The sequence below is a fragment of the Priestia sp. 10L35 genome (assembly GCF_056395685.1).
The window spans coordinates 129,359-155,234 of sequence record NZ_JBFTKA010000005.1; the positions used below are offsets into that span (position 1 = coordinate 129,359).

Genomic DNA, 25,876 nt, shown 5'->3' on the forward strand with positions numbered 1-25,876 from the left:
CTTTTTACTAGAATAAATCTTCTTGTAAACCAATAGCGGAAATTTGTTCATTTCTAAACTTTACAGCTAACATATGCTCTTCTTCCCACGTACATTCAAAAAACAAACCAAGTTCTCTTGTATCATGAGGTGCTTCAGGAACAAAGATTTGAATACACTCAACTAAAAACCCGATGTCTTTTCGCTTTTTTACATTCGGAACTAATAAGTCTACCACGTCTTTTTCAACTTGAGTTCTGTATTCATCTCGCACCTGTTGATAATAATCAAAAAGAGCTTTTTCCGTCCTCTTTAACAATAATTCACCTTGAAGCCAAAATGCTTGAAAGGCCTCTTCTTGTCGTTTTTGAAATGGCTTCTCTTTATCTCCATCAATTGTCAGCAACACCTGTTGTTTTTGTCCAAAGAAAGTGACCTGTTTTTCTCCAACCCAGGCCGAGTCATATAACAAAGATCCAAAAAGCGGATGATGTACTCGTAATGTTTGATTCATTGCATACCTGACCCTCTCAAAAAGTGGATTTCTGCTTGCATTGGCGTATAATAAATGGTGCTTGAAACAAACTTCTAAACTTATTCTATGTTACCATATTTTTTACAGAAAGGAGTGCCACAATGTGTGAATACAATTAAATCTTTGTACCCTTACTTAAAACCTTACAAATGGCTCGCGCTGTTTGCCCCGCTATTGATGGTAATTGAAGTGTTAGCTGACCTTCTTCAGCCTACTATTATGCAGCATATCATTGATTATGGCATTGCAAACAACGATCAAACATATGTTATCACTCGAAGTATCCTTATGCTTATGTTAGCAGTCATTGGCTTAGCTGCCGGTATCGTCTGCGCCATCCTTAGCACAAAAGCGGCAGTAAATTTTTCTACCGATATTCGGAAATCGCTTTTTAAAAAAATTGAAAACCTCTCAAACAGCAACAGAGACAAACTAGGGACTGGTCACTTAATTACCGTCATAACAAATGATGTAACGAGTGTTCAAAACGCATTGAATATGACGCTAAAAGTATTAGTTAGAGGTCCTTTACTTTTTGCAGGAAGTATTGTGATCGTGTTATTAACCGCTCGTTCTTTGTTTCCTATTATCGTTGTGGTCGTCCCTATTTTATTTTTATGCATTTGGTTTGTGATCACGAAAGCTGGAAAACTTTTTAAAAAAGTTCAGCAAAGCGTTGATCGTGTAAATACAAAAGTCCAAGAAAATTTATCAGGGATGCGTGTAGTAAAAGCTTATGTAAGAGAATCGTATGAAATCAATCAGTTTAAAGAAGCAAACAGTTCCTTGACGCGAGCTAATATGAGTGCTGTTCAGCTTATTTCGCTTTTAATGCCCGTTATTTTATTTGTCGTAAATATCGGAATGGTAGCTACTCTATGGCTGGGAGGACTTCAAGTCGAAGCAGGAAAAATTGAAGCAGGTGTGATTTTAGCTTTTATTAATTACTTAACGATTATTTTAAACGGACTTATGTCAAGCAGCATGGTGCTGATGCAAATTACACGCGCATTCCCTTCAGCTGAACGAATCGATTCTGTTTTAAAAACAAAAATAGACATCCCTCCACCAAACTCTGCTGCTCAAATCAACAGACTTAAAGGTGATCTATCGTTTCAAAACGTTACATACAGCTATAGTAAAAATGGCGAAAACGTATTAAAAGATATTTCGTTCACTGCTAGACACGGGGAAACCATTGGCATTATCGGCTCTACTGGAAGCGGGAAGTCGACGCTTGCAAAACTTATTTCCCGCTTATATGATCCTGATGACGGCGAAATCTTCGTAGATGGAAAAAACCTTACGGACTATGACGTAAAAGTGCTTCGCTCATCCATTGGATTTATTCCTCAAAAAGCTACGCTGTTTACCGGCACGATTGATATGAATATTCGAATGGGAAAAGATCAGGCTTCTTCCTCAGAAATTGAAGATGCTGCGGATTTTGCATGCGCAACGGAGTTTATTGAAAAACTTCCAGAAAGATATGAGTATCCTTTAACGCGAGGAGCAACCAATTTATCAGGAGGGCAAAAGCAGCGTCTTTCAATTGCGCGTGCATTTGTTAGAAAGCCCGCTATCCTGGTCATCGATGATGCAACTTCGGCATTAGACGCTGTCTCAGAAGCGCAGGTACTAAAACATTTAAAAGAAGAGTTTGCTGATGCGACCGTTATCATTATTGCTTCTAAAATTTCGTCTCTTCTCCACGCTGATCATATTATCGTCATGGATGAAGGCAAAATTGCTGAACAAGGGACTCATGAAGAATTGCTTCGTTATCGCTCTCTTTATTACGACATTTACCTTGCACAAGGCGGAAAAGAGGTGTTGCCTAGTGAATAACCAAGGTAAAAATCAAATGAGCTCTATTCGCGGCCCTAGAGGAATGATGAAAGGCCCTGTAGTTAAGCCAAAAAATGCGAAAAAAACACTGTACAGAATCTGGTCATATATGGGGAAAAGAAAACCTCCGCTTGCGGCTGCGATAATCTTAGTTATTGTGACTTCCCTGCTTAATTTATTAGGCCCTTATTTAATTGGAGTTATTATTGATGAGCATATTATTCCTAAAGATATCAGCGGAACGATACGAATGTCCCTTATTCTTGCAGGAATTTATATTACGACATCTTTGTTAACATGGCTGCAAACCTATTTAATGGTGAACGTTTCGTTTACGACTATTGGAATGCTTCGACAAGATTTATTTGCAAAGCTTCAGACTCTCTCCCTTCGTTTTTTTGACAAACGAGCTCACGGAGAGTTAATGAGCAGAGTCACAAATGATATTGATAATCTAAACAGCGCTCTGAGTCAAAGCGTTATTCAGGCTCTGTCCTCTATTTTGTCTTTAGTCGGCATTACCATTGCGATGTTCTCGCTCAACTGGATTCTTGCCATTATCACGCTGATTGTTATTCCCTTGATGGTTATAATCGTTCGACAAATATTAAAACGCAGCAGTGAAAATTTTGTCAAACGTCAAAAAGACTTAGGTGAGCTAAACGGCTTTGTAGAAGAAGCAATCTCTGGAGGAGAAGTTGTTACGCTTTTTAGTAAGGAAAAAGACTTTTTAACTGTTTTTAATGAACGAAATGAACAGCTGAGAAGTTCAGCAACAAAAGCGGAAACATTTTCAGGCTTTTTAGGTCCTGTCACAAACTTTATTAACAACTTAGGCTTAGCACTAGTGATCGGAGCGGGAGCATTTATGGCTGTTCAAGGTAGCGTTACAGTTGGGATGATCGCTTCATTTGTTAACTACTCACGTCAGTTCTCTCGCCCAATCAGTCAAATGGCAAACTTAGTAAACACCATTCTTTCGGCTATTGCCGGCGCAGAGCGCGTGTTTGCGATTATGGATGAGCAGCCGGACGTCACAAACAAGCCAAACGCTCTTTCTGTTACAAAATTTGCAGGAGACGTTGCTTTTGAGAACGTATCATTTGGCTATAACGATGAAAAAATGATTTTAAAAAATGTTACACTGACAGCAAAAAAAGGTGAAATAGTTGCCTTGGTCGGTCCCACAGGTTCTGGTAAAACAACCATCATTAACTTGCTCACACGATTTTATGACATCTCAAACGGAGACATTAAAATTGACGGACGTTCCATCAGTGACTATAACATCCATGATTTACGAAACCGAATCGGCATTGTTCTTCAAGATACCTATTTATTTTCCGGTACGATTGCGGATAACATTCGATTTGGCCGGTTAGATGCCAGCGATGAAGAAGTGAAAAGCGCAGCTAAAATGGCCAATGCTCATTCGTTTATCAAACATTTGCCGCAGCAATACAATACCGCGATTTCAGCTGGCGGAGGAAATTTAAGTGAAGGTCAAAAGCAGCTTTTATCGATTGCTCGAGCCATGCTTTCTGACTGTGATATTTTAATTTTAGACGAAGCTACTTCCAACATTGATACAAAAACAGAAATTGATATTCAACGAGGAATGAGTAATCTATTAAAAGGAAAAACAAGCTTTGTCATTGCCCACCGCCTTAAAACGATTGAAAATGCAGATCAAATTCTTGTCTTAAAAGACGGACAAATTATTGAAGAAGGAAATCATCGCGAGCTGCTAGAAAAACAAGGGTTTTATCACCAACTCTATACGCAGCAGTTTACAATTTAAAAGAGGTAAAATAAAAAGTATGTTAGTTTAAAGAAGGTCCGAACGAGTAATCGTTCGGACCTTTTCATTGTGCTGGTAAACGTAGGGTTCATCCAGTTAGCTACTTCTAGCTGTTGATTGGAGGGCAAAGCGAAGACTCTTGCGGGAACAGCGGAAGGGATGAGACCCCCAGGAGCGCAAGCAACGAGGAGGCTCATCAGCCGGCCGCGGAAAGCGAAGCCTTGCACGGAAATCAACAGCGGTGTAATAAATGGTCGATACGAGCTCCTTTATTCCATTTGTTTGTCTTTAGATTGAATTGATGTAGTTATGTCTCAATCTCTTTTTCGTTCTATCATTTATCTATTACAGCTACAATTTTCCCTTTTACTCGACGAGTCGCCAGTTCATCTAATGCTGCTGGCACTTCTTCTAGTGAAATGACTTTTTCCACGAGTGCATTTAGCGTATTTTCTTGTAAAAGCAAAAGCATTTTATTTCCCATCTCAGCAAGTTTTTGCTGTTCTTTTACGTTATTAGACTGATGTACACTCCCTAATGCAACTTGATGAAACGATAGTGGGTGCGCAAACGAAATCGCATCGTTTACATTAGGCGGTCCTGCGATGAATGCAATTTGACCATTAAAAGCAAGAGCCTTTACCGACTCGTCTGCATTGTCTCGTCCAACGGTATCCAAGACTAAATCTACACCGATTCCATCGGTAAGCTCCAGCACTTTTTTCACAAAGTCTTCTTTACGGTAGTCGATTACATAATCAGCACCTAAACTTTTTACAAACTCATGATTGGCAGAAGATGCGGTTGTGAGCACTGTAAGACCTGCATTTTGGGCAAGCTGAATGGCAAATCCTCCAACCCCTCCAGCACCTGCGTGAATTAAAATCGTTTGTCCTTTTGAAGCGTTCATTTTGTGAAACAATGCTTGATATGCTGTATATCCCGCACATGGAATAGCCGCAGCGTCTTCGAATGAAACCCCTTGCGGAATAAGAGAAACTGTGTGGGCTGTTGTCACTCCGTATTGTGCAAACCCGCCTTTTTTTGATAAATCGCTATGATATACAACGCGGTCTCCGACTTTGACAGCTGTGACTTCTTCTCCCACTTCCTCGACAACGCCCGCTGAATCAAGTCCTAATACGTGAGGATATGTCCAACTAGGATTACCGCCGTTTCCTGTTTTATAATCTACAGGGTTCAAAGCAGTAGCTTTAATTTTAACTAAAATTTCACCTTTAGCTGGATGTGGCTTTTGGATATTTCCGACTTTCATCTCACTTACTTTCCCTTTGCCTTCTAGCAGTAAAGCTTTCATCAAGATCTCCCCTTTTACATTTCTTCCTTCAATTAAAAGTTCTTTTTCAGTATAATAAATACATGTTGTTTACAAAAGACGGCACTTTCATGTAACCAGGTACCTTCCCGGTAACCTAGGTCTATGGATATTAAATTATTATATCCATATTTCATATCTGTTTATGAATGGAGGATTAACGGTGAAAGCACCCCACTATAATGTACCTGTTGAAGCAACGCTTGAAGTAATCGGCGGGAAATGGAAAGTCGTTATTTTATGCCTATTAAAAGAAGGTGAAAAACGTTTTAGTGAACTTCAGCGAGCTATGCCTGCTATTACCAAAAAAATGCTGTCTCAACAGCTAAAAGAATTAGAAAAAGACGGTGTGGTTAATAGAAAAGTATACAATGAAGTTCCTCCTAAAGTAGAGTACTCACTCAGTGAAGAAGGCGAAACCTTACGAGAAATTTTAAATATGATGTGCGCATGGGGAGATAGAAGAATGGGAAACACCCCAAATTGTAGCTAAGTTCTCCTAGCGGCTTTGTTAAAACAAACGAATAGCTATTGCCAGGAGCTATTCGTTTTTGTTTTATCTATTCTCCTACTCTTTCTTGCGATTAGCCCCTGTGTAAGAACATCTGACAACACTATAGAATTCTTTCGCATTTTCAGCTATGATGATGTCGAACGATGCAGCCAGAATTGTCGAAATAAAACTCAAGAATGATAGGTGATTCAATGATGCAATTAGGTTTAGATTTATCCCAAAAACAACTATTAAAATTGGCCATGACACCTGAATTACGTCAGTCTATCAACATTTTAAATTATTCTACGGCCGATTTAGTTCATTATCTTCATCAGCAAGTCAATGAAAATCCTGTAATTAAACTGTCTGCTGGCGACTCTCAGCAAAAAGATTCATTTGATACTCGAGAACAGCGTTCATATTCAAAAGGTTATACCGATGACGATTATAATCCGTTTAATTATATATCTGATCAAACTGTGACTTTAGAGAGTCATTTATTAGAGCAGCTGTCTATGCTAAATCATTTACACTCACACCAAAAACACATCGTTCAATTTCTAATTGGAAACTTAAATAAAAACGGCTTTTTAGCAATTGAGCCAAAATTGGCAGCCGAACTGCTGAATGTTTCAATTAACGAAGTCAACGATATGATTCACGTTTTGCAAAGCTTTGATCCGATTGGCGTGGGCGCTCAAAATTTTGTCGATTCACTGCTTATTCAAATTAAGGCCAAAAAGTCAAAGCCTCCTCTTTTATACGACGTGGTAAAACACGATATTGAAGATATTGCCAACAAAAAATATCGGAACATTTCAAAAAAATACTCTATTTCGATGCGTGAAGTACAAGAAATTGTTGACTGCTTGCGGACATTAAATCCTCGTCCAGCAGGAGATTTCCACGTCCCGCTTACAAAGTACATCTCGCCTGATGTAACGGTACAAAAAGTTGACGGCCGCTATCATGTTATTCTTCATAGCGAGCTGCTTCCGCCCATCGAAATTAACGGCACCTATCAAAAGCTGGTTCATCGCTCTGCATGCGTAACAACCGATCGATACGTACAGGAAAAAATTCATGAAGCTACTTGGCTAATCAATAGTATTGAGCAGCGTAATGCGACGATTTACAACGTGTCCAAAGCCATTGTGGAACATCAGCAAGATTTTTTTGAAATGGGTATTTCGGGGCTAAAGCCGCTTAACTTAAAAGATATTGCTCAAAAAATAGACTGTCACGAATCAACGGTAAGTCGTGCGACTAACGGAAAGTATATTCAAACGCCACGCGGGCTGTTTGAGTTAAAATACTTTTTCACCAATTCCTTAGAGCGAACTGATGGCGAACAAAGCAATTCTACTGCCTTTATAAAAGAAAAAATCAAAACATTAATTGCCGAAGAAAATAAATTAAAACCTCTTTCAGATCAAAAGCTCATGTCTCTTCTTTCCAGCGAAGGAATTCAAATTTCAAGAAGAACAGTAGCTAAATACCGTGAAGAAGCAGGAATTGAAAGTTCTTCTAAGCGGCGACGATTTTAATATTGCTTATTCTAAATTACAGCTTTATCCCTACTAAAAAGAACCCGCTGATTTTACTCAACGGGTTCTTTTTATCGGTTTCCAATAAATAAAAGCCATATGATATTGATACGTATATTCATATGTGCCATTTATTTTCTTTACATGCTGTAAAATAATCTTCTCAGTTTCTAACTTGTCAATATCTTTAGAAAGCACCTTTGTCGAGTTCTTCTTGATGAGATCTTCGTACGTCTCATAAGTTACCGTTTTGGTTATAGGAACCAGCTTACAATCTGCGTAAATACCCAGTTCATATAAAATATTTAGTAAGTCAATATATTCCTTACGGCGCCATTTAATCTCGTACCCAAGCTTTCTATGTAACTCTACGTAGTGAGGCTTTTCTGGACCCGTTGACATGCCTATAACCGCCAAACGATTAGCCGAATCGTTCATATTTAAGAGACCATCGACAATATTATGCATACGGTAAAAACAGTTTATTCCTACTACGGCATCGTAGTTATCTGTTAGACGCTCATACTCCCATTTACCTTCTATGAACTTTAGATTAGAGCGGGCATCTGATTGCGTTTGTAAGTAGCGAATAATGCTTGGCGAACAATCCATACACGTAAGTTCTTTTACATAATCAGCAATCGAAAACGTATAATTTCCCCAGCCAGGGCCAATTTCCATAACAGAGTCATTTGGATTCAAAAAAGCAAGAAGTTCTTGTTGAAGCTGTTTTACTACAGGGTCATTTACTGAATTAAAAGACATTTTCTCTAAATACTGCTGCCAAAATTCATCTTCAGCTCGGTCGTTTATCATCCGTTCCGATATTGAACCGTCCCATTCTTTCAGCCCTTCCTGCCACTTTTTTACACGATCACTTTCATATACCGAAAATTTTGTAAGCTGCATGCATTCACGTTCCCCTCTTTTATACGTAAACCTATACTATCATAAAGAAAAAGAGAGTTCCTTTTTAAACTGGAACTCTCTTTTTATATTAGTTAAATTATGCTGCTGCCTCTTCCTCTGTGTGATGCTTCTCTTTTCTGGCATTGATATAAAACATTATCAATGAAAGAGTGATGAAGATTGCTGCAAAGATTCCAAGTACGCCAGCCTGATGCCATACATAGCCGAAATCATCACCAATTGAGATGATTTCACGGAAACCGCGAATTGCATAGGTCATAGGCAAGTACGGATTAATTGCCTGGAAGAATTCCGGCACAAGTGCTTTAGGGAATGTACCTGCACTGCCGCCAATTTGAAGCAGCAAAATAATGAAGGCTAAATACTGCCCTACTTTTCCTAACCCTGTTGTTAAGAACAAGATAAGTGTAAAGAACGTCACACCTGTAATCATGGTAAAGATATAGAAGTGCCAAATGCTTGTTACGTTTAAATGCAAGCCCCATAGAAGAGCTGTAACAGCAATCGCTGCCTGCAGCATACCTACAATAGTGATGACACTAAACTTACTTAAGAACCACGAAATGCCTGATGTCGGTCGAATTGATGGCTCTTTCATTGGATATACCGCTGAGAACATTAACGTTCCCGCAAACAAGCCAATACATAAGATGTATGGAGCTAATCCGACACCGTACTTATCTACGTTGTTTTGTTTATCTGATTTTAAATCCGTTGGATTTGAAAACATGCTATATGTTTTATCATCCGCTTTAACATCTTTTGCATCTTTTGCACCATCTGCTAAAGATGAATGAAGCTCGCTTGTTCCATCTGATAATTTAGATGAACCATCATATAGTTTAGACGAACCATTTGTTAACTCTTTAGAACCATTTGCTAATTTGGTTGCCCCGTTTTCTAGCTGTGTTAAACCATTTGCTAGCGCTGCGCTTCCTTGTTCAGACTTCTTAAGTCCATCCACAATTTGCTGCTGCCCGTCAGCAAGCTTTCCAGCTCCTGTATGAGCGTCAGTAATACCGCTGTTTAATTCTGCAAATTTGCTGTTGAACTGCTTTTCTCCGTCTGCTAGTTTAACAGCACCGTTGTATAATTGAGTTTGGGCATTATATAATTTTGTCTGGCCATTGTACAGCTGACTTTGTCCATCAGCAATTTTATTAATAGCGCTTTGAATATCTTCTCCGCCTTTAGAGAGCTTTTGAAGCGCTGCTGATAACTCTTGCACTTTATCTACTTTTGCTTTTAGCTGCTCTGCTTTTTGCTGCTGTTCATCCATAAACTGCTGAGACGTGAGTTTTTTAATTCCTGCAATCAGCGTTTGTTTTTGCTCATCAGGAATGGACTCGTTGCTGTTAATGCTGTCAATGAGGGCTTGCTGCTGCTGTTCAAACTCTGCTTTTTTTGAATCAACCTGCTGTTTAATCTGTGTAATTTCCTGTTCCGCTTGATTAATTTGCTGCGTAACGCTGCTCACTTCAGCGTCCACTTGATTTAAGCCGCTTGTAAACTGTGGTAGTTTCCCTTGAAGTGTCTTTGTTCCTTCATTGAGCTGCTGTGTTGCTCCTTGCAGTTTTGCAGTTCCGTCTTGTAGTTGTCCTAATCCATTACTAAGCTTCCCCGCACCTGTTTCAAGTTCTTTAGAAGCCGCATAAAGCTGTCCGCTCCCACTTTCTAACTTTCCTAAACCGCTGTTTAGACTGCCTAAGTTTTCATTAATCTTATCCGCACCGTTTAGGAGCTTAGCTGCACCTGCATTTAAATCTGTCGCTCCTTTTCGTGCATCCGTTAACCCACTTGCCAATTTAGCTGTACCGTCTTCGAATGTAACCGTGCTGTCTGCTAATTTCTTCATGTTATCCCGCAGCGTTTTTGAACCATTTTCGAGCTCTCCTGCACCGTCACTTGCTTTTTGAAGACCGTCCGCTACTTGCTTAAAGCTGTCAAATACCGTTTCAGCATACTGCTTTGTGACTGCTTCTTTAATCTGATCATTGATTTTAGCCACTGCATTTGAGCTAATTTGAGCGCCTGAATAGTTCTTTCCGGCATTTGTATGATAGATAAATTTCATTTTTTTAGGATCTTTATCCATTAATGTTGTTGCATTTTTGGAGAAATTCTTTGGAATTTCTAAAACTAAATAGTAGTCCTCATTTTTTAGGCCTTCTAACGCTTTTTCTTTGTTCGTAAATTTCCAGTCAAATTTATCATTTTTCTTTAAATCATCAACAAAATCACGACCGACATTCAATTTCTTTCCATCTAACGTAGCACCTTTATCTTCATTTACCACTGCAACTGGAATTTGATCTGTTTTTCCATATGGATCCCAGTAAGCAGATAAAAAGATGACATTATAAAGTAATGGAACAAATAACAATCCGCAAATCACAACAATAGTCATTGGTTTGGAAAAGATTTTTTTCCATTCTCCTTTAATCATATTCATGTTTTTTAGCCTCCAATAATCCTTACTTCCGCCTGACTGTTTGACCGAAAAACATTTTCGGTCATTAAGTTCTGATTAATGTTACCATATTCACAAGAATAAGGTCAATCGTTATTCTGTAATTAAAAGCTGATTTTAGCAGAAAGTTTAAAATCAGCTTTTTTAAGATAACGTTCATGCTATAGGCTTAAATCATTAACTTCATCCGCATCGTTTTTAACAAGTGCCCTTCAAATTCATCATCAAATTCATCCACGAGCTGGAAACCTTTTGATTGATAAAAAGCACGGCCTATTCCGTTTTCCCTTTCTACGTTAATGTAAACGATTTTTAATTCCTTCGAGCGCTTCATTCCTTTTTCTAACAATTGCGAACCGATTCCTTTTCCTTGATAAGCAGGAAGTATATAGATAGATCCTAGTTCTATTTCCCCTCTGTTTTGTAGTCGGAAAAAGTTAGCGTACCCTACGATTTTCTCATCAATAGTTGCTACATAAATGAACGAATTGCGCAAGCGCCACAGCAGCCTTTTATTGGAGTATGCTTCTGAAAGAAACCGATTCTGAACGCTTCTAGGAATAATCCCTTCATATGTATCATACCAGCTCATCTTTGCGACGTATTGAACAGACGTAATATCTTCTTTTCTCATTTTGCGAATGATTACCTCCACTCACATCCCTCCTGACAATTTGCTGCTAAAATCGTACATAATTTCACCTGAAAAATATAGTTATAAATATATATTTTTAATTGTAACGCTCTAGAAGCATTGATTGATTTTAGAACCTTATGTATAATCGAGATAGATACAAATTGAAAATGATTATCATTAACAGGAGTGCTGAATGATGAATTTAACTACCGTGAGTATTGGCGACAAAGTAAAAGTTAAAAACATTGAATTTTTAGATAGATCATTAGAACGCCGCCTTCTTTCTTTTGGAGTAAAAAAAGGCTGCGAACTATGCATGAAGCAAAAAACCATCTTAGGGGGACCTTGTATTATTGAATGTCAAGGTCAAATGATTAGCATCCGAAAACGCGATGCGGCTAAAATTGAGGTTGAGACAGCATGAGTACAATTGCACTTTTAGGAAATCCAAACACAGGAAAAACTTCTTTATTCAATATATTAACAGATTCCTATGAATACGTAGGAAATTGGAGCGGTGTAACCGTTGAAAAGAAAGTTGGGTCTATTAAAAAGCAAAACAGCCAGCTGGTTGATTTGCCGGGTGTATATGATTTTACTCCTCTTTCTTCAGATGAAGCAGTGGTAACTAACTTTTTGTTAACCGGAGAATTTAACAGTATGCTGAATATTGTAGACGCTTCTCAGTTTGAAAGAAGCATGCACCTCACTATTCAAGCATTGGAATATGGAAAGCCATTAGTAATCGGCTTAAATATGATTGATGTAGCGGAAAAACGTGGATTAACTTTTCATTTGGAAAAGCTTAGCAAATCATTACATATTCCGGTTTCTGCAATTATTGCCCGCAATGGAAAAGGAATTAATGAGCTTCTCTCCACTTTGAAGCAAGATTTAAAAGCCCCTTCATTTCAATTAAATTACGGGGAAACCGCTGAACAAGCAATTCATATGATTCAAACAAAAGCGGATGTCAGCAGATGGATTGCCATTCAATTTTTAGCGGAAAATAGCGTAATCGAATCAACATTAAAAGAAAAAACGAGTTACTCAGAGCTGCTTGAGCTTCGAAAAGCGGCTGCACAAAAATTAACCAAGCCGCTTAGCGAGCATTTCTTCGACGTGCGTACAGCATTTATTGAACGCATTTCCAGCGAGTGTATCATAAAGGGCAGCGAAACACCTCTAACCTTCACAGATCGAATCGATCGAATTGTGACGCATAAGTGGCTTGGTCTCCCTATTTTTCTTGGCTTAATGTATTTGATTTTTAATATTACGTTTACTTGGATTGGCGTTCCTCTTTCTGATAAACTGGACGGTTTTTTTGGCGGAACGCTTAGTAAAGGCGCTGATTCTCTTCTAACTGCAGCTGGTGCCGCTCCATTTATTCATGATTTAATTGTGGACGGCATCATCGCAGGCGTAGGCGGCGTACTAGTATTTGTACCACAAATTTTTGTCCTGTTCTTTTTCATTTCACTGCTTGAAGATTCAGGATACATGGCTCGAATTGCTGTAGTAATGGATCGTATCATGGAATTTTTCGGTTTGAACGGAAAAGCATTTATTCCGATGATTATTAGCTTTGGATGTAACGTACCAGGGATCATGGCCGCGCGTACAATTGAACAGCGAAAAGAGCGCCTTATGACCATTTTAGTAAATCCATTTATGAGCTGCTCAGCACGCCTTCCTGTATACGCTTTGTTTGTAGGTGCGTTTTTTGTACAAAACGGAGCAGCTGTGGTGTTTTCTATGTACTTGCTTGGCATTATTTTAGCACTTGTTGTAACGAAAATTTTATCAGTAACGCTTCTTAAAGACGAACAATCAACTTTTATTGTTGAACTTCCTCCTTACCGCGTACCTCAAGCCAAGACTCTTTGGAGAAGCACGTGGGAAAAAGGCCGAAATTTCGTCCGAAAAGCAGGTACGGTTATTTTAGCTGGCTCTGTATTTATCTGGCTATCATCTTACGCTGGCCCTGGCGGTTTTGGAGTAGATATGGAAAATAGCTTTATGGCTATTATTGGAGGTGCTATCGCTCCGCTATTTATCCCTTTAGGTTTTGCGACATGGCAAGCTGTAGCATCACTGATTACAGGCTTCCTAGCAAAAGAAGTGGTTGTTTCGACTATGAGCATCATTTATAAAGTACAAGAAGGACAGCTTGGCGACACAATGAAGACATTCTTTACACCGCTAACAGCCTATACGTTTATGGTGTTTGTTCTTCTTTATGTTCCGTGTCTAGCAACCGTCGCTGTTATTCGACGAGAAACCGGCTCATTGAAATGGACAGCATTTGCTGTGGCCTACCCTTTGGTTGTCGCTTATCTCGTAGCTTTGCTTGTACACACTATTGGAAAAGTACTTGGTTTTTCTTAAAAGGAGTGAATAACATTGATTATTAACATTTTAATTGGGGTTTTGATATTTGGATATGCTCTTTATCATATGACAAAATTCTTCCGCAAGAGTACTCAGGGAAAATGTGCAAGCTGCGCACAGCAATCTTCTTGTGCAACGGATGATTGCGGTATTGACTGGGATAAAACGATTCAAGAGGCTCAAAATCAATCATCTTAATACATTAAAAAAGCATCCTGATAGATGGGATGCTTTTTTAATGTTACGCAACTAGTTTTAAAATGAGATGAGAAAGGACTTCCTTTTCCTCTTCACTGCTGACTTTCCATAACTCATGAAGGACTTTTTCTTCTCGGTTTCGAGGCTCCTCATTTTTGGCTAAATAGCTAGCCACTTTTTTTGTAGCGGCCGTTAATTGTTCCTCACTTAACCCGAGCTTTTTACCGACATGAACTTTTTGACTTAAATAATCGGTAAACGTATCAAAGTTCTGCAAAATTGCTTCTTTTTTCTCCGTCCCTAAATTATCTGCCGTTTCTTCAATTTTATTCATGTCTTTTGTAGTTCCTTCATTCATTTGACTCACAGTTAACATCTCCCTTTTAGTGAATAGACTGGTATGTTCTTTCACGCTCAGCTTCTGGTTTTTCGTCTGGCGTCATCTTTTCCTTACTTATTTCAGAAGTTGCATCTTTCACTTTTTCACCAATTTGCTGTAAATCACTTTTAGCATCTTCTACCGTCGATTTTGCATCATGCGTAACGCTTTTCACATCTTCTGCTTGCTTAAAGAAATCTTCATTTACACGCTCGTACAAATGTTTAGCATCATTAATTGCATCTTTTAAAAGATTCGATGCGTTTTTCATTTGCTGCACCATTTTTTCTTTTGTTTCTTGAGGGTTCTCTTTTACTTGATTAATCATGTTTGCAGAAGAGTCCTTTAATGTAACGGCTCTTCTTTTAACAGATGAGCGAGTTTTATTATCAAGTAATGTTATACATCCACCCACAACTGCCCCGACAACAACACCTTTTACTAGCTTGCTGCTGCAGCTTTTTCCAGTGCTAACAGCAGTAGTGCTATTAGCTGTCTGTGGATTGTTATTGATTCCTACGTCGTTATTAATGCCTGCGCTGTTGCTTAAAGCAGGGTTTTGTAATTCAGATCGGCTTCTTTCCATTTTTACTGCCTCCTTTAGCATTGTTATTGAGTGAATTCCCATCTTTTTTTATATTTAAACAATTGAACACAAAAAACATGACTAAAGGCCACCTTTTTGCTCCCACTAGTCAAGAATAACTATGTATTAAAAAAGCTCCCCTTTTTTAACGGAAAAGCGCAAGCCGGATTTTTGTAAAAGGATTGTCAGCACCGGTATAATAAGAAGTACTTTAAAATAAATTTTATACTATTGGTCATAGGGGTGAAGCAATTGAGCCAGCTTAATAAGGAATTTAACTGTGAAAAAGAATTAACGCTTGCTATTATCGGTGGGAAATGGAAGATGCTGATACTATGGCACTTAGGACGTGAAGGAACAAAACGGTTCGGGGAACTAAAATCGCTTATTCCTGATATTACGCCGCGTATGCTGGTTAACCAACTGCGGGAACTGGAAGAAGATCTAATTGTTAACCGTAAAGTTTATCCTGTCGTACCACCTAAAGTCGAATACTCACTTACAAAAGAAGGAGAAAGTTTAATGCCCATTTTGACAGCCATGTATGATTGGGGTAAAAATTACCGTGATACAGTGCTGATCAATCAAGAACAAAAGGCGGAAACGTTGATTAAATGATGGAAACTACTCCTTCTATTCCATAGTTTTTATTTTTTTATGCGGATGATGTTACTCAACATCATCCGCATTTTTAATGAAGATTAAGCGGTTACAAGACTGATATGTCCATTAGTATACTTCTGTATACTATCATTCCCCACACTATTTGTGGGAAAAGTGCGTACTTTTAAGAACCTCAAACTGGGGGTACAATAACTACACCAGCTGCTTTATATATAAAAAAGCACAAAAGGTATTTATACATTTCTGTAAGGAGTGGAGTAGAATGGAATTACAATTAGCATTAGATCTTGTTAATATCTCTCAAGCAAAAGAGGTAGTAAAAGAAGTTGAAGAACATATTGATATCGTGGAAATCGGTACGCCCGTTGTAATCAATGAAGGGCTTCGCGCCGTTAAAGAAATTAAAGAAGCATTTCCTAATTTAAAAGTATTAGCTGACCTAAAAATTATGGATGCAGCTGGCTATGAAGTACAGCAAGCTTCTCAAGCTGGAGCAGACATCATTACCATCTTAGGTGTTGCTGAAGATATGTCAATCAAAGGTGCAGTTGAAGAAGCCAAAAAACAAGGTAAAAAAATTCTTGTCGATATGATTGGGGTAAAAGATATTAAAGGACGCGCAAAAGAGCTAGACGAATTTGGCGTTGACTATATCTGTGTACACACAGGATACGATCTTCAAGCTGTTGGTCAAAACTCTTTTGAAGATTTAGTAACAATTAAAAGCGTTGTAAAAAATGCAAAAACAGCCGTTGCTGGCGGAATTAAATTAGAATCTTTACCTGAAGTAGTAAAAGCACAGCCTGATCTTGTTATCGTTGGCGGAGGAATCACGAGCCAAGACGATAAAAAATCAGTTGCTTCTCAAATGAAAGAGCTTATTACAAATTAAGGAGTTTTCTATGCAGACGAGCGAACATTTAAAAACAGTTATGAATGAGCTTTTACAAACAACAGCTCTAATCGCTGATGATGAAGCTGAGCAGCTTGTAAATGGCATCATCTCATCTAAAAAAGTGTTTGTCACTGGAGCAGGCCGTTCAGGTCTTATGGGCAAGTCGTTTGCTATGCGTATGATGCATATGGGCATTGATGCGTATGTCATTGGAGAAACCGTGACGTCCACTTTCACGCAGGATGATTTATTAATCATCGGATCAGGTTCTGGGGAGACGAAGAGCTTGATTCCTATCGCTCAAAAAGCAAAAGAACTTGGAGGAAAAGTTGGAGTAGTCACAATTTCTCCCGACTCCACGCTTGGCAAGCTGGCTGACTTTATCGTGAAGCTGCCCGGTGCTCCGAAGGATCAAGAACAAAGCAGTTATCAAACAGTACAGCCTATGGCATCATTGTTTGAACAAACGCTTCTTCTCTTTTACGATGCGCTGATTCTTCGCTTCATGGAGAAGAAAGAACTTGATACCCATACAATGTACGGAAAGCATGCAAATTTAGAATAAAAAAAGGTCTTGCTCTAGGCAAGACCTTTTTTGTTTTGAAACTTTCTATTTCACCAAATATTTATTTATCGCATAACTAAATGTACTTTATCGTTAACTTTTTTCAAAAACCCTATTCGAATTTTGTTGCATCTCCATAAAAGGGCTGCTCTGCAACTTTAATCGAGTCTGTTGGGCATCCTTCGTACGCTTCCATCATCTCATCTTGCTGATGTTCAGGAACCTCTTTTATTCCTTCGTTGTTATCTAACAACGCATAAGCAAGACCTTCTGAATCATAATCATAAAGATCTGGTGCGCTCCCTCCACATGCTCCGCAAGCAATACATGTTTCCTTATCTACCATCGTAAAAGCCATAAAAAAACCTCCTTTACCTTTTCACTTTCTCGTTCAGAAAGTTACGTTCAGTATAAGAAGGTTTTTTTAAATTCGTCTTAAATTATTTACTTAGATTCTCCGATATTCTCAAACATTTCATCTACATTTGGCTTTTTCTTAATTAATCCTGACTCTTTTAACCAGTCCACATTTGACTGCCATGATTCTTTCGTTTGACTGCCAAATCCGTGTTCAGACTTCATTTTCGGAAGTAAAATATTTAAACTTTTTGTTTCCACGTCTTTTTCAAGAGGGAAGTTTGATTTATCTTGGTTATCTAATAGAATTTGAAGTGATTCTTTTGGATGCTTCTCTGTGTACTCATATCCTTTTGTCGCAGCACGCCAAAACGCTTTAATCGTATCAGAATCTTTTGCCCATGTTTGATCCCCAGTAACTGCCACTAGCTCATAGTAAGATGGTACGCCGTAATCCGAAGGATCAATGTCAACCGTTTTGTATCCTTTTTTGTGAAGCAATGGTACTTCATGATTAATATATGCCCCTATTACGGCATCTACTTTTTTACTAATCAGCGATGAATTTAACTCAAATCCTACGTCTACTAGTTTGACTTTATTCGGATCTCCTCCATCGCTTTTCACCATTTTCTTTAGAACAGACTCGCTTAATGGTGTTCCGCTGTAGCCTACTACTTTTCCTTCTAAATCTTTAGGACGCGTAATACCGCTATCTTTCAGCGCCACAACTCGGTTTAACGGAGACCTTACGATTGCTCCTACCGACTTTACCGGCACATCTTCATTTGCTCGTGCCATTGCTACATCAGGCTGATAATAAAGGCCGAGCGTAACTTTCCCCGCAGCTGCTAAATTAAGCGAGTCTGTTGGATTAGCAGGAAACTGTACTTTTACATTCAGCCCTTCTTTTTTGAAATATCCTTTTTCTTGTGCAGCGTAAATGAAGCTGTGCACTGCATTTGGATACCAATCAAGCATAATTGTAACGTCTTTTAATTTTTTACTGTCACCAGCTTTATTTTCCTTGTTCTGACCACAAGCAGCGAGCATCAAAACAAGCATCAGGCTTAAGCCAATTACAAACCATTTTTTCATTCTGTTTTCCTCCACTTTAATGAACGTTTTTCAAAACCTACTACAATAATAAAGAATAAAATACCAAGCGCAGATAAAATTACAATTGGTGCAAATACACCAGCTGCATCAAACTGTGTCATCATACGACGACTGAAATATCCTAAGCCTGCTTGTGCACCTAACCATTCGCCAATGGCAGCACCTATTATACTAAAGGTAACCGCTACTTTGAGCCCTGAATAAAAATGAGGCAGTGCAGAAGGAATGTTCAACTTAAAGAAAATATCTTTTTTTGTTGCTCCCATCGTTAACATGAGTTCTTTTAACTCTTTGTTTGTGGAACGAAGCCCGTCAAACGTGCTAACGGTAATGGGAAAAAACGTAATTAATACGGTCACAATCACTTTGCTCCAAATGGAGTAGCCAAACCAGAGAACAAATACAGGAGCAATGGCAATGGTCGGAATCATTTGTGACGCAATAATAAGCGGATAGAAAGCACGCTCAATAAGCGAGCTCCAATTCATCCACACGGCCAGCAGAACCCCTAGCACAACGGATATAACCAGCCCAATTACGACAATAGATAACGTAGCTGGTAAATGCTTAAACAATAAATCCATTCGCAAATCCCAAAGCTTCGTTAAAATACCGGTGGGCGTTGGTAAAATAAACGGATAGTTTACAATGCGTGCTCCAATTTCCCAAGCAACCAGTAAAATGACTACTAATATCACTGAAGCTCCGTACTTTTTCATGTGTTCACCTTCGATCTAAGCTGTTCAATTAAATAATCTTTTACGTCAAGCACACGCTGTTGATTCAAATCTTTTTGCGTTCGAGGTCTGCTAAGCGGCACTTGAATCTCTTCAAGATGACTTACCGGCTTGTCTGAAAAGATAAAAATACGATCTGATAAAAAAAGCGCTTCGTTTACGTCATGAGTGATAAATAAGATGGTGTGCTTACGCTTTTGCCATTGTTCAAGCAGCCATTCTTGCATCGACAAACGCGTAATGGCATCAAGCGCACTGAAAGGCTCATCTAAAAGCAGTACGTTAGAACCGCTTAATACAGTTCGCAGAAAAGAAACACGCTGCTTCATCCCTCCAGATAAATCACTTGGAAAACGATTTTCATACCCTTTTAAACCAAACTCTTCGAGCAGCTGAGATACTTGCCTATGAGCACTTGCTTTTGACACATTGTGAAGCTCAAGCGGCAGCGCTGCATTGTCTAAAATCGTGCGCCACGGAAGAAGCAAATCTTGCTGCGGCATGTAGCCTACTTTTCCAAGCCGCTTTTCATAAGACTGTCCGTTAATCACGATATCGCCTTCACTCTGCTGTTCAAGACCTGTAATGAGACGAAACAACGTACTTTTCCCAGAACCGCTCGCTCCAACTATACTGACAAACTCGCCTTCTTTCACGTCTAAGTTTAATGATGTTAAAATCGGTTGATCACCATTTTTGTACGTAAAACTGACGTTTTGAAAAGATAACACAGACTTATTCATGAATTGGCCACATCGCTTCGTTATAAGCCATATCCCAGAACATATACTCAAAACGCGTTGTATTTAAGAAAATTTCTTCGAGCTTTTCTAACTCCGCTTCTGATTTGTCTTCAGTAAGTGAGTCGAATAAATTAATACACCATGTCGCTAGTTCTCCAAATTCTTCTGAGCTATACATTTCAATCCACTCACGATAAAACTCATTGTTAGCTCCGGGCTTTTCACTGAGTTCTTTTCCTATTTCCCAATAGCTCCACATACAAGGCAAAAGAGCCGCCACTAATTCAGCTAATGTTCCGCTTTGACCAACGTGCAGCATATAGTGTGTGTATGCAAGCGTTGTAGGAGATGGCTGCGCTTTTTCTAATTCTTTTTCGCTGATTTCAAATTTCTTGGCATACTCACGGTGCAGGCTCATTTCTTCGTTTAATGTAGAATCCAAAAGTGCAGCAAATTTCCCCATCGTTTGAACATCGGTAGCTTTCATGGCTCCAATCGCAAATAATTTAGCATAATCAATTAGGTAAAGGTAATCTTGAATCATGTAAAAGCGAAACTTCTCCTTTTCAAGCGTTCCGTCTCCCATTCCCTGTACAAAGGGATGATTATGATTTTGACGCCAAATAGGCTGCAGCTTTTCGTATAATCGTTCACTAAATTTCATGATGATCACTCCTTATGCGTATGCAGCCACGTATAAATGAACTGCACCATCACTTTTGTATATTGAATAAGCTGATTCATATCTAATTGTTCATTCACAGCATGTGCATTTGCTAAATTTCCCGGACCATAAATAGCTGCCGGAATTCCCGCATCAGCTAGCCAACCGCCATCTGTTACGCTAGTTGACACATCGATTGGGGGCTTTTTCCCTTCAATTTGTTCGTGAGTATGTGCAAGCAGCTGCACTCCTGCATGACCTTCATCAATTTCTAATGACGGAAAGATTTCTCCTCTGTCTTCAATCATTGATGTGCCTCCCCATTCAAAGGTTGGCAGATTATCTTTTAACCATGGATCTGCTTTTGCAATAGCTAAAATGTATTCTTCCACTTCTTTTGATACTTGGTCGTATGATTCATTAGGATAATAGTGAACGGTGATCCACAGCCTGCATTCATCTGCAATAAACGCAGCATGCCTTCCGCCTTCGATTACTGCTGGGTTAATCGTGTTTGTTCCTGGCAAAAATCCTGGATAGCTCTTTGTAACAGCCCAGTGGCGCTCCAATTCTTGTAGCCCTCCGATCACTTTTGCCATCTTTTCGATAGCGCTCGCAGCTAACAGCCCTCCTCCAGCATGAATCATGCTTCGGCGTGTACCGTCATGATAGGTTTTGCTGCTTTTTATCGTAATCCATCCTGTGATTACTCCGCCTTGACCTTGAATATGTAAATCACTCGTATCGGCTACAAGCGCAAAGTCAGCTGTATATCCTTTCTGACAGCATTGCAGCGTACCTGCTTCTCCCACTTCTTCTCCTACAACGGATTCAAAAATCAAGTCTCCCGGCAGTTCAATTCCTGCTTCCGTTAAAAGCTGCACTGCAAATAATGCTCCTGCCAAGCCGCCTTTCATATCAGCAACTCCGCGTCCGATTATCATATTGTCTTTTACCACAGCTTCAAACGGATTTGTCCCCCACTTTTCATTTTCTTGTACCTCAGCAACATCCATATGCCCGTTAATAATCAAGCTTTGATAGTCAGCTGATTTTTGTCCTTTTAACGTACCTACTACGATGGGATCGTTGGAATATAAGTCCCACATATCGATGGAAAAACCGCAGTTTTTAAGGAAATCTGCTACGTAACGCTGCGCTTCATGAGAATTTCGTGCAGGAGGCGCCGGCGTTTTATATGAAACAAGCGTTTTTACTAACTGGATTAGCTCCCCTTTGCGCTCCTCTACCTGTTTGACAATCAAATCAATTGTTTCTTCCATGTATGACACCTTCCTTTACGCATAAAAAAACACTTCTTTCGCAGGAAAGAAGTGTTTTTGTTTATATACAAAAAATTATTATAACGAGTTCGTAAGGAAATACCATACAAAACATCCATTACAATACCTCTTTCCTACGCTAGTATTACCTAGTTCAGGTTATAAGGGTTAAGACTTCTCGTCTCTCTCAGCTTAGAAAGCACCCCTAGTGGCGTTGTATCTCTATAAAATTAAACGATTATCATATGTTTACCTGTAATAGTTTTATCATAGTAAAGCGTTTTATTCAATAGAAAGGTTCATGATTCAGCAATGAAAATAGTTTCCTTTTTAGTAAAATAAAAAGCACACACCTTTTTTAAGCAGTGTGTGCTCTTTACTTTTATAAGCTTACTAGTTAGCGGCTTTTTTAAAAATACGCGGTTTTTCCATTTAGACAGTGACAAGCTCAAGTTTTTGCCCCGGTCTCACTAACGAAAGCAGCTCATGATCTTCTTCTATTACATACCCAATCACATTCACATTAGCATTTGCAGGCAAATTCGTTTTAGCTATTTGAACCTCTCCTCTGTAACGTCCGTAGCCACCATTGTCCATTGTAATTGCTCCCATTCTGCGCTCTACTGTATGAAATGGCGGTACTGGTTTTACAGATCGAGTATCAACTAAACGCAGAACGTCTTTTGATACATCCGGACGCACGCTGTATGTTCCCTCTATATGAGGTGAACGAATGCGCAGCGGAATAATACGGCTTTCTTGATATTGAACCAAACGCTTTAATAAACTTGAACCGGCGCATGGATCTCCAATATAAACCTCTGCTACTCCGCATCCGTATAAATCTACTGCAGAGGTAAAAGGACATCTATTACGGTCTTTTTCTCTAGTAGGAAGACCTTGATAAATAGGGCCTCTTTTTTCGTCTTCTCCAGGAATATAAGCGCAGACTGGAATACGAAGTTCATTAAATAAATCTGTCTGCTGTTGAAAAAACGTTTCTTCAAGCCCTGTTTCAGGCCGCGGATAAAAATTATGCCATGCAAGTAGCTGATGATGATGAAGACCTGCAGATAAGAGTGCTTCAATTTCTTGTTTGGATAACGTACTTGCATTAACAGCAATATAAAATTCATTCGCAAGCGAAAGAGTTTCTTCTGCGCTAAAGCCATCGTCTAGTCTAATACCAGATACGCCAAGTGAAGATAGCGACATAAGGCTTTCAATACCTAAATGAACTGGCGTATGCTTAGATACGTCTGCATACACGCTTATTCCACAATCTCTAGCCACATGAAGCAATTCTTTTGCCCGTTCAGCCAAATCCCCTTTTTCTTCTGGAATGTGAAGCGAAGTGAATGCACGTGTAACCCCGCACTCACTCGCTTCTATTAATTTTTCGGGGGCATCACTATCATTTAAATAAAACGAAATACCGATCATTCAAACTCCCTCGCCATTTCATCGTTAAATCCAAAGAAATAGGTACAAACAAAGCCTGCTGCATAAGCAACAACTAATCCAAGTAAATAAAGAAGAATTTGATGCGCATGAACTAAAAACGTAAGCGGTAAACCTGATACCCCCACCGCTACAGTTGCAATATGAAAGTGCGCCTGAAACGCTCCGCCGATTCCAGCTCCGAGACAAGCGGTTAAGAATGGACGCCCTAAAGGAAGTGTGACTCCAAAAATAAGCGGCTCTCCGATTCCAAGCAGCCCTGAAGGAAGAGCGCCTCCAATTGCTCGCTTTAAACGTTTTTTCTTCGTTTTGATATAAATAGCAAAAGCAGCACCTACCTGACCGGCTCCGCCCATTGCTAGTATAGGAAGAAGCGGATCATCTCCAATTGAATTGATAAGCTCTAAATGAACAGGAGTAAGACCTTGATGCAGTCCTGTAATGACAAGCGGCAAGAACGTTGCTCCTAAAACAAAGCCTGCTACAACTCCTCCAACCTCTAAAACTCCTAAAAGGCCTTTTGTGATTCCATCTGAAATCAAACCTCCGATTGGCATGAACACTACATACGTAATAATGCCTGTAATTAACACCGTAACGGTCGGTGTAATAATAATATCCAGTGACTGAGGGACAAATTTACGCACTCGTTTTTCCACTACGGCCATAAAGATTGCTGCAAGCAATACGCCTATTAAGCCGCCCCGTCCCGGCAAAAGTGCTTCACCAAAAAGTTTAATATCAGCTACGGTAGGATTAATGACTAAAATACCGGCTAAGCCTCCTAGAGCCGGCGAACCACCAAATTCTTTTGCCGCATTAATACCTACTAAAATACCAAGATAAGCAAATAAACCGCTTCCGATAACGGTTAAAAGAATAGCAATCTGTGAATCTGCCGGAAGCCACTTCGCTTGAACAGCTGCTTTTGTCACTCCGGTGATAAGTCCAGATGCTACAAGAGCAGGTATTAACGGAATAAAAATACTCGCAATTCGGCGAAGCAAGAGCTTAAACGGCGTTGCATTTTTTTCTTTCAGCTCCGATTTCCGCTGAGCCGCACGATTTTCTAAATTAATACCGCCAGATTCATCAATTAACTTTCCAAATTCCTCTGTTACTTTGTTTACTTTTCCAGGACCAATAATGATTTGCAGCGTTTCTTCTTCAACTAATCCAAGTACGCCTTCAAGCTTTCGTATATCTGCCTTTTTTACAATTGAATCATCTTTTACAGTCACGCGCAGCCGAGTCATACAATGCGTATACGCTTCAATATTTGATGCTCCCCCAAGCATCTCCAAAATAACCTTTGCTAATTGATGATTATCTACAGACATGTTAATCCCCCTTTGTATTTTCCTCTTAGATGGACACGGTACTGAGGAAACAGACCACAAAACCCTCTTTTGTAATCGTTTTCTTTTTTTATTTCTTAGTTTTCAAAAACTGAATGGCATCCCTTGTTTTATCAATATACTCAATCGTCTGGTCATACTGCTGCGCTGCAATACTTAAAAATAACACATCAATCACATAAAGCTGGGCTAAACGAGACGATGTAGCTGCGCTTCGAAACGGCGCTTCTTGAGAATAAGACGTATACAAACAAATATCAGCTAAAGACGAAACGGTAGACTGTCCGTACTTGGTTAAGCTAATCGTCTTTACTCCGCGATTTTTAGCTAAAGATAAGACATTGCTTACTTCAGGAGTCTCCCCTGAAAAAGAGATGCCCACAACTACATCGTCTTTACTTGCATTTGCGATAAGTGTAGCTGCTAGATGGCTATCTGCAAAAGCAGTCGCATTTTTATTAATTCGAAGAAATTTTTGCTGCGCATCCATAGCAATAATATGTGAAGCACCGATTCCAAAAAAATGAATGTTTTTAGCTTCAATCAGCGCCAAAACAGCCCGCTCTGCTTCTTTGTAATTCACAAGCTCGGCCGTATCACTTAGACTTTGAATGCTGTTGCTTGCCGTTTTTTTGACAATAGATTGAATCGTTTCATTTGTTTCAATATCGCGGTATCCTTGCTCCGTATCTCTAGCTAAATCACCGGCTACTCTTACCTTTAATTCTTGAAACCCGCTAACCCCGATAGATTTACACAAACGAATAACAGCAGCACTGCTCGCATTCGCTAGTCTACCTAGTTCCCCAGCCGTACTGTTTACCACAGTATGCGGGTTGTTTAAAATATATTCAGCAATTTTCCTCTCCGAATCAGGAAGCTTAGCCACCGTGTTTTTAATCATTGTTAATCCGCCTGTTGACATCGTTTCTCT

At 39.3% G+C, this 25,876-nt stretch carries 27 protein-coding genes and 1 riboswitch; of the genes, 11 read left to right on the plus strand and 16 right to left on the minus strand.

Features of this window, described 5'->3' with window-relative positions; all coding sequences use genetic code 11:
- Positions 1-7: 7 nt before the first annotated feature.
- A complete protein-coding gene (locus AC1DEF_RS18920) occupies positions 8-493 on the minus strand; it encodes a DUF6985 domain-containing protein (RefSeq protein WP_013055615.1) in 486 nt (161 codons plus the stop codon).
- Between the two features lie 126 nt (positions 494-619).
- Between AC1DEF_RS18920 and AC1DEF_RS18925 the strand changes: the two genes are divergently transcribed.
- From AC1DEF_RS18925 to AC1DEF_RS18935, 3 genes are all read left to right on the plus strand, one after another.
- A complete protein-coding gene (locus tag AC1DEF_RS18925; protein WP_097824232.1) occupies positions 620-2,362 on the plus strand; it encodes an ABC transporter ATP-binding protein in 1,743 nt (580 codons plus the stop codon).
- A 16-nt stretch (positions 2,363-2,378) separates the two neighbouring features.
- A complete protein-coding gene (locus tag AC1DEF_RS18930; RefSeq protein WP_097824384.1) occupies positions 2,379-4,163 on the plus strand; it encodes an ABC transporter ATP-binding protein in 1,785 nt (594 codons plus the stop codon).
- A gap of 113 nt (positions 4,164-4,276) precedes the next feature.
- Positions 4,277-4,465: a hypothetical protein gene (locus AC1DEF_RS18935; protein ID WP_477727532.1), complete on the plus strand. Its 189-nt coding sequence runs from the start codon at positions 4,277-4,279 to the stop codon at positions 4,463-4,465.
- A gap of 32 nt (positions 4,466-4,497) precedes the next feature.
- On the opposite strand, the gene AC1DEF_RS18940 is transcribed toward AC1DEF_RS18935, so the two are convergent.
- On the minus strand, positions 4,498-5,481 hold the full coding sequence (locus tag AC1DEF_RS18940; RefSeq protein ID WP_097824233.1) for a zinc-binding dehydrogenase: 984 nt from the start codon (positions 5,479-5,481) through the stop codon (positions 4,498-4,500).
- Positions 5,482-5,644: 163 nt separating this feature from the next.
- On the opposite strand from AC1DEF_RS18940, the gene AC1DEF_RS18945 reads away from it, so the two are divergent.
- Both AC1DEF_RS18945 and rpoN read left to right on the plus strand, forming a co-directional pair.
- A complete protein-coding gene (locus AC1DEF_RS18945; RefSeq protein ID WP_034668472.1) occupies positions 5,645-5,992 on the plus strand; it encodes a winged helix-turn-helix transcriptional regulator in 348 nt (115 codons plus the stop codon).
- Between the two features lie 212 nt (positions 5,993-6,204).
- On the plus strand, positions 6,205-7,542 hold the full coding sequence (rpoN, locus tag AC1DEF_RS18950) for an RNA polymerase factor sigma-54 (protein WP_241771363.1): 1,338 nt from the start codon (positions 6,205-6,207) through the stop codon (positions 7,540-7,542).
- A gap of 57 nt (positions 7,543-7,599) precedes the next feature.
- On the opposite strand, the gene AC1DEF_RS18955 is transcribed toward rpoN, so the two are convergent.
- The 3 genes from AC1DEF_RS18955 to AC1DEF_RS18965 all read right to left on the minus strand — a co-directional run bounded on the left by AC1DEF_RS18955 (position 7,600) and on the right by AC1DEF_RS18965 (position 11,597).
- A complete protein-coding gene (locus tag AC1DEF_RS18955; protein ID WP_043980186.1) occupies positions 7,600-8,451 on the minus strand; it encodes a class I SAM-dependent methyltransferase in 852 nt (283 codons plus the stop codon).
- Positions 8,452-8,548: 97 nt separating this feature from the next.
- A complete protein-coding gene (locus tag AC1DEF_RS18960) occupies positions 8,549-10,924 on the minus strand; it encodes a YhgE/Pip domain-containing protein (RefSeq protein ID WP_097824234.1) in 2,376 nt (791 codons plus the stop codon).
- Positions 10,925-11,111: 187 nt separating this feature from the next.
- On the minus strand, positions 11,112-11,597 hold the full coding sequence (locus tag AC1DEF_RS18965) for a GNAT family N-acetyltransferase (RefSeq protein WP_078081507.1): 486 nt from the start codon (positions 11,595-11,597) through the stop codon (positions 11,112-11,114).
- A 175-nt stretch (positions 11,598-11,772) separates the two neighbouring features.
- Here AC1DEF_RS18965 and AC1DEF_RS18970 point away from each other — a divergent pair, with 175 nt between their 5' ends.
- The 3 genes from AC1DEF_RS18970 to AC1DEF_RS18980 are packed head-to-tail and all read left to right on the plus strand — an operon-like array spanning position 11,773 to position 14,171.
- A complete protein-coding gene (locus AC1DEF_RS18970; RefSeq protein ID WP_013055605.1) occupies positions 11,773-12,003 on the plus strand; it encodes a FeoA family protein in 231 nt (76 codons plus the stop codon).
- Positions 12,000-13,970 carry a ferrous iron transport protein B gene (gene feoB, locus AC1DEF_RS18975; protein ID WP_043980190.1) on the plus strand — a complete coding sequence of 657 codons (1,971 nt, stop codon included), beginning with the start codon at positions 12,000-12,002 and terminating at the stop codon, positions 13,968-13,970. Before AC1DEF_RS18970 ends, feoB begins: the two co-directional genes overlap by 4 nt.
- A gap of 15 nt (positions 13,971-13,985) precedes the next feature.
- Positions 13,986-14,171: a FeoB-associated Cys-rich membrane protein gene (locus AC1DEF_RS18980; RefSeq protein WP_013081918.1), complete on the plus strand. Its 186-nt coding sequence runs from the start codon at positions 13,986-13,988 to the stop codon at positions 14,169-14,171.
- A gap of 43 nt (positions 14,172-14,214) precedes the next feature.
- On the opposite strand, the gene AC1DEF_RS18985 is transcribed toward AC1DEF_RS18980, so the two are convergent.
- Positions 14,215-14,538, minus strand: a complete 324-nt coding sequence (locus AC1DEF_RS18985; RefSeq protein WP_013055602.1) for a DUF3243 domain-containing protein — start codon at positions 14,536-14,538, stop codon at positions 14,215-14,217.
- 16 nt (positions 14,539-14,554) lie between these two features.
- A complete protein-coding gene (locus tag AC1DEF_RS18990) occupies positions 14,555-15,136 on the minus strand; it encodes a hypothetical protein (protein WP_043980198.1) in 582 nt (193 codons plus the stop codon).
- Positions 15,137-15,388: 252 nt separating this feature from the next.
- Here AC1DEF_RS18990 and hxlR point away from each other — a divergent pair, with 252 nt between their 5' ends.
- From hxlR to hxlB, 3 genes are all read left to right on the plus strand, one after another.
- Positions 15,389-15,754, plus strand: coding sequence for a transcriptional activator HxlR (gene hxlR, locus AC1DEF_RS18995; RefSeq protein ID WP_013055600.1), 366 nt, complete (start codon positions 15,389-15,391; stop codon positions 15,752-15,754).
- Between the two features lie 268 nt (positions 15,755-16,022).
- Positions 16,023-16,652: a 3-hexulose-6-phosphate synthase gene (hxlA, locus tag AC1DEF_RS19000; protein WP_013055599.1), complete on the plus strand. Its 630-nt coding sequence runs from the start codon at positions 16,023-16,025 to the stop codon at positions 16,650-16,652.
- Positions 16,653-16,662: 10 nt separating this feature from the next.
- On the plus strand, positions 16,663-17,220 hold the full coding sequence (hxlB, locus tag AC1DEF_RS19005) for a 6-phospho-3-hexuloisomerase (RefSeq protein ID WP_013055598.1): 558 nt from the start codon (positions 16,663-16,665) through the stop codon (positions 17,218-17,220).
- Positions 17,221-17,332: 112 nt separating this feature from the next.
- Here hxlB and AC1DEF_RS19010 read toward each other — a convergent pair whose 3' ends face one another.
- The 9 genes from AC1DEF_RS19010 to AC1DEF_RS19050 form a co-directional block, all read right to left on the minus strand.
- Positions 17,333-17,578 (minus strand): ferredoxin, encoded by a 246-nt coding sequence (locus AC1DEF_RS19010; protein WP_097824235.1) that lies wholly within the window; start codon positions 17,576-17,578, stop codon positions 17,333-17,335.
- A gap of 86 nt (positions 17,579-17,664) precedes the next feature.
- Complete coding sequence (locus tag AC1DEF_RS19015; protein WP_097824236.1) at positions 17,665-18,675, minus strand: ABC transporter substrate-binding protein; 1,011 nt, start codon at positions 18,673-18,675, stop codon at positions 17,665-17,667.
- Positions 18,672-19,415, minus strand: coding sequence for an ABC transporter permease (locus AC1DEF_RS19020; protein WP_097824237.1), 744 nt, complete (start codon positions 19,413-19,415; stop codon positions 18,672-18,674). Before AC1DEF_RS19020 ends, AC1DEF_RS19015 begins: the two co-directional genes overlap by 4 nt.
- Positions 19,412-20,176 carry an ABC transporter ATP-binding protein gene (locus tag AC1DEF_RS19025; RefSeq protein WP_013081911.1) on the minus strand — a complete coding sequence of 255 codons (765 nt, stop codon included), beginning with the start codon at positions 20,174-20,176 and terminating at the stop codon, positions 19,412-19,414. Before AC1DEF_RS19025 ends, AC1DEF_RS19020 begins: the two co-directional genes overlap by 4 nt.
- Positions 20,169-20,840 carry a thiaminase II gene (gene tenA / locus AC1DEF_RS19030; RefSeq protein WP_060744898.1) on the minus strand — a complete coding sequence of 224 codons (672 nt, stop codon included), beginning with the start codon at positions 20,838-20,840 and terminating at the stop codon, positions 20,169-20,171. Before tenA ends, AC1DEF_RS19025 begins: the two co-directional genes overlap by 8 nt.
- 5 nt (positions 20,841-20,845) lie before the next feature.
- A complete protein-coding gene (locus tag AC1DEF_RS19035) occupies positions 20,846-22,123 on the minus strand; it encodes an acetylornithine deacetylase (protein WP_097824238.1) in 1,278 nt (425 codons plus the stop codon).
- Between the two features lie 114 nt (positions 22,124-22,237).
- Positions 22,238-22,340: riboswitch (TPP riboswitch) on the minus strand.
- A gap of 215 nt (positions 22,341-22,555) precedes the next feature.
- Positions 22,556-23,566: a MupG family TIM beta-alpha barrel fold protein gene (locus tag AC1DEF_RS19040; protein ID WP_097824239.1), complete on the minus strand. Its 1,011-nt coding sequence runs from the start codon at positions 23,564-23,566 to the stop codon at positions 22,556-22,558.
- Complete coding sequence (locus AC1DEF_RS19045; protein WP_097824240.1) at positions 23,563-24,924, minus strand: PTS transporter subunit EIIC; 1,362 nt, start codon at positions 24,922-24,924, stop codon at positions 23,563-23,565. The genes AC1DEF_RS19040 and AC1DEF_RS19045 overlap by 4 nt, the downstream gene beginning before the upstream one ends.
- Positions 24,925-25,012: 88 nt before the next feature.
- Entirely contained in the window at positions 25,013-25,867 is an 855-nt protein-coding gene (locus AC1DEF_RS19050) for a MurR/RpiR family transcriptional regulator (RefSeq protein ID WP_013081906.1), read from the minus strand.
- Positions 25,868-25,876: the final 9 nt, after the last annotated feature.

What these genes read in the sequence shown, in the direction of transcription:
- AC1DEF_RS18920 (WP_013055615.1), bottom strand. Translation starts at nt 493, where the DNA reads ATGAATCAAACATTACGAGTACATCATCCGCTTTTTGGATCTTTGTTA.
- AC1DEF_RS18930 (WP_097824384.1), top strand. Translation starts at nt 2,379, where the DNA reads ATGAGCTCTATTCGCGGCCCTAGAGGAATGATGAAAGGCCCTGTAGTT.
- AC1DEF_RS18940 (WP_097824233.1), bottom strand. Translation starts at nt 5,481, where the DNA reads ATGAAAGCTTTACTGCTAGAAGGCAAAGGGAAAGTAAGTGAGATGAAA.
- AC1DEF_RS18945 (WP_034668472.1), top strand. Translation starts at nt 5,645, where the DNA reads ATGAATGGAGGATTAACGGTGAAAGCACCCCACTATAATGTACCTGTT.
- rpoN (WP_241771363.1), top strand. Translation starts at nt 6,205, where the DNA reads ATGATGCAATTAGGTTTAGATTTATCCCAAAAACAACTATTAAAATTG.
- AC1DEF_RS18955 (WP_043980186.1), bottom strand. Translation starts at nt 8,451, where the DNA reads ATGCAGCTTACAAAATTTTCGGTATATGAAAGTGATCGTGTAAAAAAG.
- AC1DEF_RS18960 (WP_097824234.1), bottom strand. Translation starts at nt 10,924, where the DNA reads ATGAATATGATTAAAGGAGAATGGAAAAAAATCTTTTCCAAACCAATG.
- AC1DEF_RS18970 (WP_013055605.1), top strand. Translation starts at nt 11,773, where the DNA reads ATGATGAATTTAACTACCGTGAGTATTGGCGACAAAGTAAAAGTTAAA.
- feoB (WP_043980190.1), top strand. Translation starts at nt 12,000, where the DNA reads ATGAGTACAATTGCACTTTTAGGAAATCCAAACACAGGAAAAACTTCT.
- AC1DEF_RS18990 (WP_043980198.1), bottom strand. Translation starts at nt 15,136, where the DNA reads ATGGAAAGAAGCCGATCTGAATTACAAAACCCTGCTTTAAGCAACAGC.
- hxlA (WP_013055599.1), top strand. Translation starts at nt 16,023, where the DNA reads ATGGAATTACAATTAGCATTAGATCTTGTTAATATCTCTCAAGCAAAA.
- hxlB (WP_013055598.1), top strand. Translation starts at nt 16,663, where the DNA reads ATGCAGACGAGCGAACATTTAAAAACAGTTATGAATGAGCTTTTACAA.
- AC1DEF_RS19010 (WP_097824235.1), bottom strand. Translation starts at nt 17,578, where the DNA reads ATGGCTTTTACGATGGTAGATAAGGAAACATGTATTGCTTGCGGAGCA.
- AC1DEF_RS19015 (WP_097824236.1), bottom strand. Translation starts at nt 18,675, where the DNA reads ATGAAAAAATGGTTTGTAATTGGCTTAAGCCTGATGCTTGTTTTGATG.
- AC1DEF_RS19020 (WP_097824237.1), bottom strand. Translation starts at nt 19,415, where the DNA reads ATGAAAAAGTACGGAGCTTCAGTGATATTAGTAGTCATTTTACTGGTT.
- AC1DEF_RS19025 (WP_013081911.1), bottom strand. Translation starts at nt 20,176, where the DNA reads ATGAATAAGTCTGTGTTATCTTTTCAAAACGTCAGTTTTACGTACAAA.
- tenA (WP_060744898.1), bottom strand. Translation starts at nt 20,840, where the DNA reads ATGAAATTTAGTGAACGATTATACGAAAAGCTGCAGCCTATTTGGCGT.
- AC1DEF_RS19035 (WP_097824238.1), bottom strand. Translation starts at nt 22,123, where the DNA reads ATGGAAGAAACAATTGATTTGATTGTCAAACAGGTAGAGGAGCGCAAA.
- AC1DEF_RS19040 (WP_097824239.1), bottom strand. Translation starts at nt 23,566, where the DNA reads ATGATCGGTATTTCGTTTTATTTAAATGATAGTGATGCCCCCGAAAAA.
- AC1DEF_RS19045 (WP_097824240.1), bottom strand. Translation starts at nt 24,924, where the DNA reads ATGTCTGTAGATAATCATCAATTAGCAAAGGTTATTTTGGAGATGCTT.
- AC1DEF_RS19050 (WP_013081906.1), bottom strand. Translation starts at nt 25,867, where the DNA reads ATGTCAACAGGCGGATTAACAATGATTAAAAACACGGTGGCTAAGCTT.